This window comes from Microbacterium sp. Z11_20 (genome assembly GCF_057197605.1).
In genome coordinates, this window is sequence record NZ_JBXVOQ010000002.1 from 201,351 (window position 1) to 216,247 (window position 14,897).

Here is a 14,897-nt window from a genome sequence, read left to right on the forward strand (position 1 = left end):
AAACCGTACGTTTGCTGGCGAGTCGACGGGGGTGCGGGGTGGCTCCGAGGCGATGTCGGTGGCGCCACGTACCGTGCTGGCATGCGCATCTTGCACACCTCCGACTGGCACATCGGGCGGTCCTTCCACGGGCACGCCACGCTCGATGCGCTGCGCACCGTGCTCGATGCCCTCGTCGCCCAGGTCGACGAACGGCAGGTGGACGTCGTCGTCCTCGCCGGCGACGTGTTCGACTCCGCCGCGCCCGCACCCGCCTGCTACGCGCTCCTCACCGACACGCTCGCCGCGATCTCCACGGCGGGCGCCCGCATCATCGTCACGAGCGGAAACCACGACTCCGCCGCGCGGCTGGGGTTCCAGTCGGCGCTCCTGCGCGACGGAATCACCGTGGTCACCGATCCCGCCCGAGTCGGCACCCCCGTCACGATCGCCGACGACGACGGCCCCGTCCACTTCTACGGCATCCCCTACCTCGAGCCGGCCATCGTGCGCCACCGCTGGGAGGGCGTCGAACTGCGCAGCCAAGCGCAGACGATGATCCACGCGATGAGCCTGGTGCGTGCCGACCTGGCCGAGCGCGGGGGACGATCGGTCGCCCTCGCCCACTGCTTCGCCGCCGGCGTGGAGGCCACACCGGGCGTGGAGCGCGAGATCCGCCAGGGCGGGCTGGATGTCGTTCCGCTGTCGGCCTTCGACGGGCCCGACTACGTCGCCCTCGGGCACATCCACGGGCGCCAGCAGTTGTCGGAGCGGGTGCGCTACGCCGGTGCGCCGTTGCACCACAGTTTCGGCGAGGCCGACAAGCCGCGCGGATCGTGGCTCGTCGAACTGGATGAGACGGGCCTGGCTGCGGTGGAGTGGCTTCCGCTCCCCGTCCCCCGTCGCCTCGTGACCCTGCGCGGCACGCTCGACGAACTTCTCGACGACCCGCGGTTCGCCGCCGACGAAGACGCGTGGGTGTGCGCGCAGTACACCGATCCCACCCCGCAGACCGACCCGATGAGGCGTCTGCAGCGGCGCTTCTCGTTCTGCGCGACGGTGGTGCACAGCCCCGACGGCGCGGCCGCACCGGATGGCCGCGACTACTCCGGTCGGGTGCGTTCGGCGCGTGACGACGTCGAGCTGTTCGAGGCGTTCCTGGCGCACGTGCGCGCCGGTGAGGGCGCGACGGATGCCGAGCGCGCCCTCATCCGCGACGTCGTGGACAGCCGCACGGTCGCGGAGGTGCAGGCGTGAAGCTGCACCGCCTCGAGCTGGCCGGTTTCGGGCCTTTCCGCGACCGCCAGGTCGTCGACTTCGACGCGTTCGCCGCCGACGGCATCTTCCTCATCTCCGGCCGCACGGGGGCGGGGAAATCCAGCGTGCTCGACGGCGTGTGCTACGCGCTCTTCGGCGGGACGCCGCGCTACGACGGTGGCGAGCGGCGTCTGCGGAGCGATCACTGCGACCCCGACGACCCCACCGAGGTCGTGCTGGAATTCACCGCGGCAGATCGCCGCTGGCGCGTGACTCGCTCGCCCGAGTACGAGCGCCCGAAGCGGCGCGGTGGCGGCATGACGACCGAGCCGCATCGCGCGATGCTCGAGGAGTTCGACGGCGCGCGCTGGACGGGCGTGGCGGCGCGTCCGGTGGATGTCGCCGCTCATCTCGACGAGATCGTCGGGCTGACGCAGCAGCAGTTCCTCCAGGTCATCCTGCTCGCCCAGAACCGTTTCGCCCGGTTCCTGCTCGCCCGCAACGACGAGCGCCAGGCGCTGCTGCGCACGCTCTTCGGCACGCGCACGTACGAGGAGTACGCGGCACTTCTCGACGGCATGCGCAAGGACGCGGAGGCCGCCCTGGCCGCTGAGGGCGAGAGCGTGCGGATGCTGCTGGAGGAGGCCGAGCGCACGGCTCGGGGCGCCGATCTGCTCACCGAGGACGACGCCGACCCCTCCGCCGATATGCCGGCGCGCCTCGGTCTCGTCGTGCGGGCGGTCGATCGTGCGGCCTACCGCGCTGAGGCGGCCGCGCAGGAGCAGCGCGCCGCCGACGCCGCCCTCGACGAGACGCTCGATCGCGAGCGCGCCGCGGTGGCCCTCGCCGAACAGCAGCGCCAACGGCTGGAGGCTCGGGACCGCCTGGCGCGGCTCGAGGCCGAAGGGCCGGCCATCGCGGAGCTGAGGGAGACCCTCGCGCGGGCGCGCGCCGCGGAGGACCTCCGCGCGGTCCTGGACGCGGCCGATCGCGCCGCGGCCGCCGCCGCCACGAGCGCGGCCGCGGCGACCGCGGCCGCGGAGGCGTGGATGGCCGCGGGGGAGTCGGCCACCACGCAGCAGCAGTTGCGGGCGCGGGAGGACGAACTGGCCGCCATCGTGGCCGCCTGCACGGACGCCCTGGTCGCCGAGGCCGACCTCGTCGCCGCCGAGAAGGACGCCGCACGGGCGAGAGCCGCCGCCGCCGACGCGGAGCGCGCCGTGAGCGCCCTCGATGCGCAGCGATCCGCGGTGCCCGATCTCCTGCGGGGCCTGGATGCCGAGCTGCGCGCACTCGCCCCGGCCGCCGCCGACCGGGCGACGGCGGAGGCGCTGCTGGCCGAGGCCGCCCGCCGGCGCGATGCCGCGCGCGAGGCCGACGAGCTCGTCGCGCCGCTGCGCGAGGCCGAACGGCGCGCGGTCGCATCCGGCACGGCGCTGGCCGACGCAACGACCCGGCACACGACGCTCCTGCAGCGGCGCCTGTCGTCGGCGGCCGGGGACCTTGCCGCACAGTTGGTGGAGGGCGAACCGTGTCCGGTGTGCGGAGGTGCGGAGCATCCGCACCCCGCGCCGCCGAGCGATGATCCGGTCACCGACGCGGAGCTCGACGACGCGGCACGCGTGAAGGATGCGGCGCTGGCCGCCGATCGCCGGGCCGCCGAGGCGCTGCGCGCCGCGAGCGACGCCTACGCCGCCGCCGCCGCGCGGGCGGGAAGCGGGAGCCGCGCCGACGCCGACCACGCATACGCACAGGCGCGTGCGGCGCTGGAGGCTGCCGAGGAGCGGGTGGCGGAGGCCGAGCGGCTGGCGGCAGAACGCGCCGGCCTGGCCGCCGCCGACGCGGACGCGGCCACCGCGCGGGAGGCGCTGGTCGCCGAGGCCGCCGGCTGCCGGCAGGACGCCGCCCTGGCCGAGCAGCGCGCGGATGCGCTCCGCGCCCGTGTCGAGGCGACGCGCGCGGATGCCGCGTCCGTCGCCGAGCGTCGCGACGATGCCGAACGACGTCGCGAGCTGGTGCGCGCGCTCGCTGAGACGGGGGGCGACAGCGCCGTGCGCGCCCAGGTGCTCGCCGATGCCGTCGCCGATCGCGACGCGCGGCTGGCGTCGTCCGTCTTCGCCGAGGTCGACGACGCGCGAGCGGCACTGCGCCGCGCCGACGAACGAGCGGCCATGGACGAGAAGGTGAGCGCGCACGAGAGCGCCGAGCGGGCCGACCGCGGGCGCCTTCTCGAGCTCGAACTCGCTCTCGTCGACCAGCCCGAGCAGCCGATCGATCTGGAGCCGGTGCGCGCAGACCTCGCCGCCGCCCGCGGCCGCGTGACGGCGGCCGCATCGGCCGCGGCGGAGTCCTCCTCCCTCCTCGCCCGGTTGCGCGACCTCGCCGAGCGGGCGGACGCCGCCCACCGAGGAGTCGCCGAGACCAGCACACGCGCGGCCGTGGTCGGGCGCCTGGCCAACACGGTCGCCGGCCGCGTTCCGAACACGCACCGGATGACGCTCGAGACCTTCGTCCTTGCCGCCGAGCTGGAGGAGATCGTCGCGGCGGCGAACCTGCGCCTGGGCGAGATGTCGTCCGGCCGGTACCGGCTCCAGCACTCCGACGCGCTGGCGGCGCGCGGCGCGGCATCGGGACTCGGGCTGGAGGTTCTCGACTCGTACACCGGGCAGGCGCGCCCGCCGCAGTCGCTCTCCGGCGGTGAGACGTTCCTGGCCTCCCTCGCGCTGGCGCTCGGACTGGCCGAAGTCGTCACGGCTCGGGTGGGCGGCATGCGCCTGGACACCCTCTTCATCGACGAGGGCTTCGGCTCCCTCGACGATGACACGCTCGAGCTGGCGATGCGCGCCCTGGACGAACTCCGCCAGGGCGGGCGGACGGTCGGTGTCATCAGCCACGTCGCGGCGATGAAGGAACAGCTCCCGGCGCAGCTCCTCGTGGAGGCGACCCCCCAGGGGCCGAGCGTCATCCGGCAGGAGGCCGGGATCCTCGCCTGAGCCCTGCCGCACTAGGCTGAGGGCATGAAGAGCTCGACGATCTGGACCGTCCTGGGCGTCGTCGCCGCCGTCGTGATCGCGTGGATCCTGGTGAATGTGCTGTTCTCGTTGATCGCCTTCGCCTTCAAGCTCATCATCGTGGCGATCGTGGCGGTCATCGTCTTCTTCGTGCTCCGAGGGATGTTCGGCCGCAGCCGCGACGGAGCCTGACCGGGCCGGAGCGACGCGACCTCCCGCAGGAGTAGCCTCGGAGGAATGTCTCCCACCTCAGCATCGACCGGCCCCGGGGGTGGGAACCCGCCGACACGTGACATCGAATTGCCCGCGGCTCACCGGTGGCGCGCCTACTGGATCGCGGTGTCCGTCGCGGCGCTCACCATCCTCGACCTGACGAAGGTCAACGTCGCGCTGCCGGTCATCGAGACCGCTCTGAACGCGGGGCCCACCGAACTGCAGTTGATCGTGTCGGGGTACATCCTCACCTTCGGTCTCGTGCTGGTGCCGGCCGGGCGCCTGGGCGACCTCCGCTCACGGCGCATGCTGTTCATCGTCGGGCTGTCGCTGTTCCTCGTCACGAGCCTCGCGTGCGCGCTCGCTCCCGACGCCGGGTATCTCCTCGTCTTCCGGCTCCTGCAGGGTGTGGCCGCGGGCATCCAGATGCCGCAGGTGCTCGGCCTCATCCAGCAGCTGTTCGTCGGTGCCGAGCGCGGGCGCGCGTTCGGGCTCTTCGGGGCGACCATCAGCATCGCCACCGCGCTCGGCCCGACCCTCGGCGGTCTGCTCATCGCGGTGGGCGGCGAGACCGACGGGTGGCGTCTGATCTTCTGGATGAACGTGCCGTTGGCCCTCATCGTGATCGCCCTCGCGGCGTGGATGCTGCCGAGTACGCGCACGCGTTCGCACCGGCGGCTCGATCTCGACCCGGTGGGGGTCGTGCTCTTCGGGCTCACGGTGCTGGCGTTTCTGTGGCCGTTCCTGTTCACGACGGGTTCACCGGGTGACGACCCCCGCCGGTGGTGGTTCCTCGTCGCATCCGTCATCTTCGTCGCCCTTTTCCTCCTGTGGGAGCGGCGGTACGCCGCCCGCGGAAAGCTCCCCCTCATCCCCTTCTCGGTCTTCCGAGCCGCGTCATTCCGCAACGGCGTGATGGTCTCGGCGGCCTACTTCGCCGCCGGACCGGCGATGTTCCTGCTCGGCACGCTGTATCTGCAGACGGGGCTCGGCCTCGCGCCGGTGTTCGCGGGCATGGTCACGATCGGTTTCGCCGTCGCCTCGGCCTACTCGTCCTATCTCGGCGGTGCGCTGGTCAACCGCCTCGGCCGGCCGCTCGTGGTGTGGGGCCTCCTCGGCCTCCTGATCAGCGTCGGCGGCCTCGTCCTCACCGTGCTGTTCACCCCGCCCGAATGGACGGCGTGGGTCATGACGGCCGTCATGGTCGTGGGCGGTTTCGCGGCGGGGCTGGTGATCTCCCCGAACCAGACGCTCATGCTCGCGGACATCCCCGTGCGCCAGGGAGGGGTCGCCGGTTCCATCGGGCAGCTCGGACAGCGCATCGGCACGGCCGTCGGTACCGCCGTGGCGCTCGCCCTGTTCTACGCGACGGTGTACCGGGAGAGCGGCAACGAACCCGATGTCGTCGTCTTCCACGACGCCTACGCGATCGGAATGATCTCAGTCGGGGTCTTCCTCGGTCTGGCGCTCATCGCCGGCGTGGTCGATCTCGTCTCGCGACGCCGCAGAGGAGAACCGCTGACCCCGGCGGGCGGGGATCAGACGCCGTAGAGCTCCCGGATGCGCTCGCGCAGCTGTCGCGAGCACGCGATCACGGCGGTATCCCACAGTTCCGTCGCACCGTCCTGGGCGGAGTCGGAGACGGCCTTGAGGATGCGGATGCGCACGCCGAACTGCTCGGCCACCCACGCGTACGCGTACGACTCCATGTCGACCAGGCGCGCCCCCAGCCCCCGGATCGTCTCCACCACGGCGGCGTCGTCGACGAACGAGTCACCCGTGGCGATCGTGACGCCTCCTGGTGTGACCGTCACCCGCGTGGGGAGGCTGACGTGCTGCCCCAGGGCGCCGTCGAGATTCTGCACGTCGTGCTGCACGGTGGCGTCGATCTCGTAGACCCCCGGCGGGAGAGCGGGATCGACCGAGCCGGCGGTGCCGACCACCACGATCTCGTCGTAGTGTGCGGCATCCAGCGCGCGGGTGAGGGCATAGGCCGCCTTGAGCTTGCCGACGCCGGTGAGGAGTCGATCGAAGCCGGGGAGCTCGGGCTCGAATGCGGTCAGTTCATCCGCGTGCGCGGCGACGAGAAGTCTCATCCGACCATTCTCGCGGGTCCGGGTCACCCCCCGGTCGTGATGATTCCGATGATGCCGGACGCGAGCATGTAGACACCGACTCCGGCGACGACGATCCACACGCCGACGCGCGCGGGCGACGGCTTCTTGGGGTCGTTTGCGGGAGGGAGCATGGCGGGCCTCAAGGTCGGACGAGCGTGAAGATGGATGCGGCGACGGTCAGGACTCCGCCGGTCAGAGCGATGGCGCCCACGATCGGGCCGCCGCCGAGGAGGAACGCCGCAGCCCCGAGGGCGAGGAAGATCGCCCCCACGACGATGCCGATAACGGCAGCGGTACGGGGGCGTCGGTCGGCGCGGTCGTTCTCCATCCCGCTCAGGTTATCTCCTCGGGGGCAGAGCCACCGGATCCAGCACCATTCCCGCCGGCGTCCGATGCCACACGGCGCGGGTCTGACGGTGCTCGGCTCGCGTGGTGAACCGGTAGTGGTACGACACGACCCGGATCCACGCCGGCCGGCGCCCGTCGAACGGATCGTGGTGCAGCAGCCGCAGCATCCGCGGGTCAGCCTCCAGCAGCCGGACGATGAACGCCTCGAACCACTCCTCGAGCGACCGGCCCAGCGGAAGGAACCACATCAGCCAGTCCAGCCGGAGGTGGTACGGGGCCACCTGGGGAGGGATGCGGCGCACGTCGCCGGGCTTCCCCCGGAATCCATACTCGTGCCACGTCGCATCCGGGTCGTCGGGATCGCGCGACAGCGTGCCCTCCACGACGTACTCGATGCGGCGCTTGGTGACCGTTCCGAAGGCGCCGTACGCGTTGGCGAGGTTCCAGCGGTTGAAGCTGGCGTTCATCAGCTGCCGACGTGCGGCGAGATTGCGCAGCGGCGCCCAGCTGAGGACGACGTAGAGCGCCGTGACGGCCAGGGTGACGATCAGCCAGTACAGCGGCACGCCGGCCGGCTCGCCCGACCCCGGGATGCTGACGGCCGAGAACGCCAGCACGATCGAGATGACGTTCAGCCAGGCGAAGTTCCCCGTGGCCACCAGCCACAGCTGCGTGGCGATCACGACGCCCCCCGCGATCGTGCCGATCCACGCGAAACCGGGCCACGGGATCCACACCCCGAGGAGGGGGGCGAACAGGAACCACGGCACGACGAGCTGGGCGAAATGGTTGCCCAGCACCTCCATCTTGTGGAACCAGCGCGGAAGCAGGTGCGCCTGCCGGCTGAGCGGACCCGGCATCGGCTGTGTCTCGTGGTGATAGGTCAGAGCGGTGAGGTCCCGCCACTCGGAGCCGCCACGGATCTTGATCATCCCCGCTCCGAACTCCAGCCGGAACACCAGCCACCAGAACAGCACGATCACCGTCGTGGGAGGCGGCTGGTCGGCGGAGCCGAGGAACGCCGCGAGGAACCCCGCCTCCAGGAGCAGCATCTCCCACCCGAAGCCGTAGAAGGTCTGCCCGACGCTGACGATCGACATGTACGCCAGCCACACGAACAGGAAGCACAGCATCGGCACCCACGGAGGCCCGAGTTGCGGCAGCCCCGCCACGAGGGCAGCGGCCACCACGACCCCGGCGCCGCACAGGAGCACCAGGCGCCGGTCGGTATAGCGCCACCAGCGGAAGATCGTCGGGTGGAGCAGTCGCCGACCCCGCTCCGACGTCCTCGCCCACTCGAGCAGTCGGGGCGCGGGCATCAGCCCGTGCTCGCCCAGCAGGACGCGGAACTGCGCAGCGGTGGAGAGGAACGCCACGATGTACACGCCCGCGATGCCCCGCTGAAGCACCTCGCGGGCGAAGGCGAAATCGATCGCGGCGAAGCCGTCCATGCCACGAGGCTAGAGGCGGCCGCGGCCCGGGCGCTTCGGGTTGCGCGCTGCCCTCGCGGGGCTTCGGCGCGGTTCCCGCCCTCTCCGGCGCATCCTGTCGTACCGTGGAGCATGGCGCACACAGCGAGAACCGGAACCATCGTCGCCGTCGTCGGTGCCGCATCCGCCGACGCGCTGGAGAATCTCGAGGGACTCAGAGGGGTCGAGACCCTCAGCCTGCAGGGCACGGAACCCGCACTCGCCGCGCGGCGGATCGCCGCCGCATCCACTCCCTGGATCGTGCACGACGCCGACCCGCTCGAGCACGTGGCGGCCGCGTGGGTGGAGCTGTACGAGGAGCGCGCGACGCTCGGCACGCTGGAGGTGGAGGTCGAAGCCGCGCTCGCGGAGTTCGACGCCGGCAGGGCGATCATGCCCGATTACTACATCGTGCTGAACCCCGACCAGGCCGAGAAGACCTGGCGGCACTGGTGGCTGGGGGCGCTCGGGCACCGCGCTCCGCGGCGCATCCTGCCGGCAGCGGCTCCGACCACGCCCCGGGATGCGGCGCTGAAGCGCCTGCTCACGTCGCTGCCGATGTCGCGCCCCTGGCCCGAGCCGGCGTCATGGCTTCCCGGTCTGGCCTTCGACATCCCCGACCGCGTCGGCCTCCACGAGTAGCGCGCTCGCGAGAAACGACAGGCCGGACGAGACGCACCGCCGCGCGTCGTTTCTCGTCCGGATCGTCGTTTCTCGTGGCGTCAGGAGGCGAAGACGTCCGGGAGGGCGGCGTGCAGCTCCGCCAGCCATGCCCGGGCGTTGCCGTCGGAGGGGGCGCGCCAGTCGCCCCGCGGGGACAGCGAGCCGGCGGGCGACACCTTCGGGCCGTTCGGGATCGCCGAGCGCTTGAACTGGGCGAACGCGAAGTACCGCTGGAGGAACACCTCGAGCCACCGGGCGATCGTCGGCAGGTCGTACGCGTACCGCTCGTCCTCGGGGAAACCGGGCGGCCATTCGCCGGCGTCCGCGTCACGCCACGCCTGGTGGGCGAGGAACGCGATCTTCGAGGGACGGACACCGAAGCGCAGCACCGAGTGGAGCGTGAAGTCATGGAGCGCGTACGGGCCGATGCGGTCTTCCGTGGACTGGATCTTCCCGTCCTGCCCCGCCGGGACGAGCTCGGGGCTGATCTCGGTGTCGAGCACCGACTGCAGGACGTCCTTCGCCTCATCCACTTCGCCCGCCCCGATCACCCACCGGATGACGTGCTGGATGAGGGTCTTCGGAACCCCGGTGTTCACGGCGTAGTGGCTCATCTGGTCGCCGACGCCGTACGTCGCCCACCCCAGGGCCAGCTCGGAGAGGTCGGACGTGCCGATCACCAGCCCGCCGTGATGGTTCGCGAGGCGGAAGAGGTAGTCGGTGCGGAGGCCCGCCTGCACGTTCTCGAAGGTCACGTCGTGCACCGGCTCGCCCGCGGCGAAGGGGTGCCCGAGCTGGCGCAGCATCTCCTCGGCGGCGGGGCGGATGTCGATGGTCTGGATGGATGCGCCGAGGGCCTCCGCCAGCGCAATGGCGTTCTCACGCGTGTGGTCGCTCGTGGCGAAGCCGGGAAGCGTATAGGCCAGGATGTCGCTGCGAGGACGTCCCATCCGATCCATCGCCCGTGCGACCACCAGCAGCGCGTGCGTGGAGTCCAGCCCCCCGCTCACCCCGATGACGGGCTTGGGCCCGCCGATCGCGGTGAGACGCTGCTCGAGACCGGAGACCTGGATGTTGAACGCCTCGTAGCAGTCCTGCGCGAGGCGGGCGGGGTCATCGGGGACGAACGGGAAGCGGTCGAGGGAGCGGCGGAGCCCGATGTCGGCGGCGGGGGGATCCAGCTCGAAGTGCACGGTGCGGAAGATGGGCGCGTAGGTGCGGCGGTTGTCGTCGAACGTGCCCTGACGCAGGCGGTCCTGGCGGAGCCTGTCGAGATCGATGTCGGCGACGCTCCGGCGCGGTCCGTCCGGGAACCGCTCCGTGGTGGCCAGGAGCTGCCCGAGCTCGTAGATCATCGTCTGGCCGTCCCACGACAGGTCGTTCGTGGATTCGCCGTGGCCGGCCGCGGCGTAGGCGTACGCCGCGAGGCACCGCAGCGACTGCGACTGCGCGAGGAGGTTGCGGTCGTCGGCGCGGCCGATGGTGATGGGGCTCCCGGACAGGTTCAGCAGGACGGTCGCGCCGGCCAGCGCCGCCTCAGAGGAGGGCGGCACGGGCACCCATGCGTCCTCGCACACCTCGGCGTGCACGATGAGGCCCGGAACATCCCGTGCCTCGAACAGCAGGTCGGGGCCGAACGGCGCTTCCCGTGCGCCGATGCGGATGACCTCGCCCGCCTGGTCGTCGCCCGCGGCGTACCAGCGGCGCTCGTAGAACTCGCGGTAGTTCGGCAGGTAGGACTTCGGCGCGACGCCCAGCAGCTCACCGCGATGGATGACGAGCGCGCAGTTGTAGAGGCGGTTGCGGTGCCGCAGCGGTGCGCCGACCACCAGCATCGGGAACAGATCCGCGGATGCCTCGACGAGACGCTCGACGGCCGCCTCCACCGCATCCAGCACGGGGTCCTGCAGGACGAGATCGTCGATGGCGTAGCCGGTCAGGCACAACTCCGGGAACAGCGCCACCGCCACCGATTCGGCGTCGCACGCGCGGGCCGTCTCGAGGACGTACTCGGCGTTGGTCGCGGGGTCGGCGATCGACACGGGGATGGTGCACGCGGCGACGCGGGCGAATCCGTGCCGGTACGCACTGGCGAAGGGGAGAGTCGTGCTCACGCCCCCATCCTGGCAGGTGCGTCGTACCGGGGGCCGGGGTTGACGCGCGCGGGAACGTCGGAGGCCGCGGTTAGGGTCGAAGACGGAAAAGGGGAACATGCGGTACATCGAAGACGAAGGCCGGATCGTCTGGAGCGCGAGCGACCTGAAGGCGGCCGCCGAGTGCGAGTTCGCGTGGCTGCGCGCCATCGACGCGAAGCTCGGCCGGGTGGCGGCGGTGGAGGAGCCGGACGACCCCACGCTCGAGCGCGCCGGGCGTCTGGGCACCCTCCACGAACGCCGCACCCTCGAGGCCTACCGCGGAACGTTCGGTGCGGGCGTCGTCGAGATTCCCGAGACGCGATCATCGGATGCGGCCGGCCTCGCCGACGCGGTCGCCCGCACCCGGGCGGCCCTGGCCTCGGACGCGGACGTGGTCTACCAGGCCGCGTTCGCCACCGACGAGTTCGTCGGATTCGCCGACTTCCTCGTGCGCGACGCGACCAGCCCCGGCGAACCGCCGCGGTGGCTCGTTCAAGACACCAAGCTCGCCCGGCACGCCCGAGTGACTGCCCTCATGCAGCTCGCGGCATATGTCGATCAGCTCGATCGGCTGGGGGTGCCGCGGTCCGACCGCGTCGAACTCCTCCTGGGGGACGGCACCGTGAGCGCGCATGCGGTGGACGACCTGCTGCCCGTCTTCGAGCTTCGCCGCAGCCGCCTGCGTGCGCTGATCGCCGACCGCCGCGTCGACCTGGGCGCCGCCGGCGAGCCGATCGCGTGGCGAGATGAGCGCGGAGAGCTCGGCGTCGTGGCCTGTGGCCGCTGCGCCACCTGCGAGCTCGAGGTCGTCGCGGCGCGTGATCTTCTCCTGGTGGCCGGCATGCGGCCCGTGCAGCGGGCGCGGCTGATGGCGGCCGGAGTCGCGACGATCGATGAGCTCGCCGCCGCGGCCGAACCACCGTCGGGCATGAGCGTCGACACCTTCTCCTCGCTGCGCACGCAGGCGCGGCTCCAGCTGCGGAGCCCCGCACCGGATGCCGGCTCCGCGGGCTCCGAAGGTGATACCGGCCCGGTCATCCCGGTGTACGAGGTGGTCGCCCCGAAAGCGCTCGGCGCCCTCCCGCGTCCGGATCTCGGTGACCTCTTCTTCGACTTCGAGGGCGACCCCCTGTACACGGAGGGGGAGGGCACCCAGTGGGGTCTGGACTACCTGTTCGGGTGGGTCGACATGCAGGAGCAGTACTCGGCGCTGTGGGCCCACGACTTCGCCGCGGAGAAGGCGGCGCTGGAACGCTTCCTCGATCTGATCGCCCTGCGCCGGCAGCAGCATCCGGAGATGCACATCTACCACTACGCGCCGTATGAGCCCACCCATCTGCTGACGATGGCCGCACGCTACGGCGTCCGCGAGGCGGACGTCGACCGGCTGCTGCGCGAGGGCGTCTTCGTCGACCTGTATCCGATCGTGCGGCGAGCACTGCGGGTGGGATCCCGGTCGTATTCGATCAAGAAGCTCGAGCCGCTGTACATGGGTGACGAGGTGCGCACCTCGGACGTCCAGCGGGGGGATGACTCGATCGTCCGCTACGTCGAAGCGCGCTCCCTCGCCGCCGAGGGTGACGCCGCCGCATCCGACGCGGTCCTGGCCGACCTCGCCGACTACAACCGCTACGACTGCGTCTCGACGCGGCGCCTGCGCGACTGGCTCGTCGACCGCGCGCGCGAGGCGGGGCTGCGTCCGGCTCGCGGCCTCGACCCCGACGAGGTGACCTATGCCGAGTCGCCCCGCGCGACCGCTCTGCAGCGCTGGGCCGCCGAGGCCCCCGACACCGAGGCCGGCGCCCTGCGTCTGGGCGCCGCGGCGATCGACTACTACCCGCGGGAGGCCAAATCGTTCTGGGCCACGCACTTCCTGCGCCTGCGCGAACCGGTGTCGGTGTGGGAGGACGCGCGCGACGTCGTGGTCGTGGACGCCGCGCGGTCGCGCGTGGTGGAGGACTGGCACTTCCCCGAGTCGGGCAAGGGTGCCGAGCGCCGCGTCGTGGAGCTGCGCGGTGAGGTGGCACCGGGTACGCGCCTCAGCACCGGCGGCGAGCCGTTCGCCCTCTACGAGCTGCCCGCACCCTTCCCGTACCAGCCGCGCCCGCGGTGGATCCACGCCGCGAAGTGGGTGCGGGTCATCGAGGTGCTGGATGACGGCGCGGTCATCGAGGAGACGGCGGTGGAGGGCTTCACCTGGTCGGAGCTGCCGCTCGCCCTCACCCCGGCCGCCCCGCCGCGCGCCGGCAACCAGCAGGCCGCGATCGACGCGTGGGCGGACGCCGCCCTCGCCGCGGCGCCGGTGCTCCCGCGAGACGCGGCCACGGACATCCTCCTGCGGCGACCGCCCCGCACCCTCGCGCCGCGGGTCGACCCGGCGGCGCTCGTGCCGGGGTCGGGGGACGACGTCTCGGCGATCGTGCGGAGCGTGGCCGACCTCGACCACAGCTATCTCGCCGTGCAAGGACCTCCGGGCACCGGGAAGACCTACGTCGGATCGCACGTCATCGCGCGGCTGATCACCGAGCGGGGATTCAAGATCGGCGTCGTCGCCCAGTCGCACGCGGTCGTGGAGCACATGCTCGACCGCGTGGTCACCGCCGGGGTGCCCGCCGCGCTCGTCGGGAAGACGCCGAAAGACCCCGACGGCTCGCCCTCCTTCACGGCTCTGCCCAAGGGCGGCCTGGCCGCCTTCACCGCCGCGCACGCTGCGGAGGGGTTCGTCGTCGGCGGGACCGCGTGGGACTTCAGCCATGAGGGCCGCATTCCCCGGGGAAGCCTCGACCTCCTCGTGATCGACGAGGCCGGGCAGTTCTCGCTGGCCTCCACGATCGCGGTGTCGCTGGCCGCGCCCCGGTTGCTGCTCCTGGGAGATCCGCAGCAGCTTCCCCAGGTGAGTCAGGGCACGCATCCCGAACCGGTCGACACGTCGGCTCTGGGCTGGGTCATGGACGGTGCCGAGGTCGTGTCGCCGGAGTACGGGCACTTCCTCTCCCGCACATGGCGGATGCATCCGCGCGTGGCCGGCCCCGTGTCGCGCCTGTCGTACGAGGGCAAGCTCGCGTCGCATCCCTCCACGGCTCTCCGCGACCTCGACGGCGTCGAGCCCGGGGTCCACCCCGTGCCGCTCCGGCACACCGGGAACGCCACGTGCTCTCCCGAGGAGGCCGCCGAAGTGGTGCGCATCGTCTCCGGCCTCGTCGGCCGCGCGTGGACGGCCACCGAGGTCGACGATGACGGGACGGTGCGGATGCTGCCGCCCCGTCCGCTCCGCCCGGAGGACATCATCGTGGTCACCCCGTACAACGCGCAGCAGGTGGCGGTGGAGGAGGTGCTCGGCGAGGCCGGGTTCCCGACGGTGCCCGTGGGAACCGTCGACCGCTTCCAGGGTCAGGAGGCGGTCGTGGCGATCGTGTCGCTGGCGGCATCGTCGGGGCGCGATGCGCCGCGGGGCCCGGAGTTCCTGCTGCTGCGCAACCGCATCAACGTCGCACTGTCACGCGCGATGCAGGCGGCGTACCTCGTGTATTCGCCGGGGCTCCTCGACGACCTCCCGCGCACGCCCGAGGGCGTCGCACGCCTGAGCGCCTTCGCGCGTCTGGTAGGCGCATCCGCCCCCGCCCCGTCCCTCGTCGCCGTCTGACCCGCCCGCCCCCGCGCCCGCCCGCCCCCGCCCACCCCGCGAGAAACGACAAAACGGACGAG

General features: G+C 72.0%; 11 protein-coding genes. 6 read left to right on the plus strand and 5 right to left on the minus strand.

Translation table 11 applies throughout. The features are described 5' to 3' along the window. Positions 1-81: 81 nt before the first annotated feature. From AC2DFQ_RS05955 to AC2DFQ_RS05970, 4 genes are read left to right on the plus strand one after another with little or no spacing between them, the layout of a single operon-like run. Entirely contained in the window at positions 82-1,236 is a 1,155-nt protein-coding gene (locus AC2DFQ_RS05955) for an exonuclease SbcCD subunit D (protein WP_484533255.1), read from the plus strand. Further along, on the plus strand, positions 1,233-4,229 hold the full coding sequence (locus AC2DFQ_RS05960) for an AAA family ATPase (protein ID WP_484533256.1): 2,997 nt from the start codon (positions 1,233-1,235) through the stop codon (positions 4,227-4,229). Before AC2DFQ_RS05955 ends, AC2DFQ_RS05960 begins: the two co-directional genes overlap by 4 nt. A gap of 24 nt (positions 4,230-4,253) precedes the next feature. Beyond that, positions 4,254-4,439: a hypothetical protein gene (locus AC2DFQ_RS05965; RefSeq protein ID WP_484508277.1), complete on the plus strand. Its 186-nt coding sequence runs from the start codon at positions 4,254-4,256 to the stop codon at positions 4,437-4,439. A 45-nt stretch (positions 4,440-4,484) separates the two neighbouring features. Next, positions 4,485-6,011 (plus strand): MFS transporter, encoded by a 1,527-nt coding sequence (locus AC2DFQ_RS05970; protein ID WP_484508278.1) that lies wholly within the window; start codon positions 4,485-4,487, stop codon positions 6,009-6,011. Here the strand turns inward: AC2DFQ_RS05970 and AC2DFQ_RS05975 are convergent. From AC2DFQ_RS05975 to AC2DFQ_RS05990, 4 genes are read right to left on the minus strand one after another with little or no spacing between them, the layout of a single operon-like run. Then, positions 5,999-6,556: a phosphorylase family protein gene (locus AC2DFQ_RS05975; protein ID WP_484533257.1), complete on the minus strand. Its 558-nt coding sequence runs from the start codon at positions 6,554-6,556 to the stop codon at positions 5,999-6,001. The two genes, AC2DFQ_RS05970 and AC2DFQ_RS05975, sit on opposite strands and share 13 nt — an antisense overlap. A gap of 23 nt (positions 6,557-6,579) precedes the next feature. Then, on the minus strand, positions 6,580-6,708 hold the full coding sequence (locus tag AC2DFQ_RS05980) for a hypothetical protein (protein WP_484508280.1): 129 nt from the start codon (positions 6,706-6,708) through the stop codon (positions 6,580-6,582). 8 nt (positions 6,709-6,716) lie between these two features. Beyond that, entirely contained in the window at positions 6,717-6,905 is a 189-nt protein-coding gene (locus tag AC2DFQ_RS05985; RefSeq protein ID WP_484533258.1) for a hypothetical protein, read from the minus strand. Positions 6,906-6,915: 10 nt separating this feature from the next. Next, a complete protein-coding gene (locus AC2DFQ_RS05990) occupies positions 6,916-8,376 on the minus strand; it encodes a lipase maturation factor family protein (RefSeq protein WP_484533259.1) in 1,461 nt (486 codons plus the stop codon). Between the two features lie 111 nt (positions 8,377-8,487). Here AC2DFQ_RS05990 and AC2DFQ_RS05995 point away from each other — a divergent pair, with 111 nt between their 5' ends. Beyond that, on the plus strand, positions 8,488-9,036 hold the full coding sequence (locus AC2DFQ_RS05995; protein ID WP_484508283.1) for a hypothetical protein: 549 nt from the start codon (positions 8,488-8,490) through the stop codon (positions 9,034-9,036). 80 nt (positions 9,037-9,116) lie between these two features. Here AC2DFQ_RS05995 and AC2DFQ_RS06000 read toward each other — a convergent pair whose 3' ends face one another. Continuing rightward, complete coding sequence (locus AC2DFQ_RS06000) at positions 9,117-11,171, minus strand: NAD(+) synthase (protein WP_484533260.1); 2,055 nt, start codon at positions 11,169-11,171, stop codon at positions 9,117-9,119. Between the two features lie 97 nt (positions 11,172-11,268). On the opposite strand from AC2DFQ_RS06000, the gene AC2DFQ_RS06005 reads away from it, so the two are divergent. Next, on the plus strand, positions 11,269-14,835 hold the full coding sequence (locus AC2DFQ_RS06005) for a TM0106 family RecB-like putative nuclease (RefSeq protein WP_484533261.1): 3,567 nt from the start codon (positions 11,269-11,271) through the stop codon (positions 14,833-14,835). Positions 14,836-14,897 lie beyond the last annotated feature (62 nt).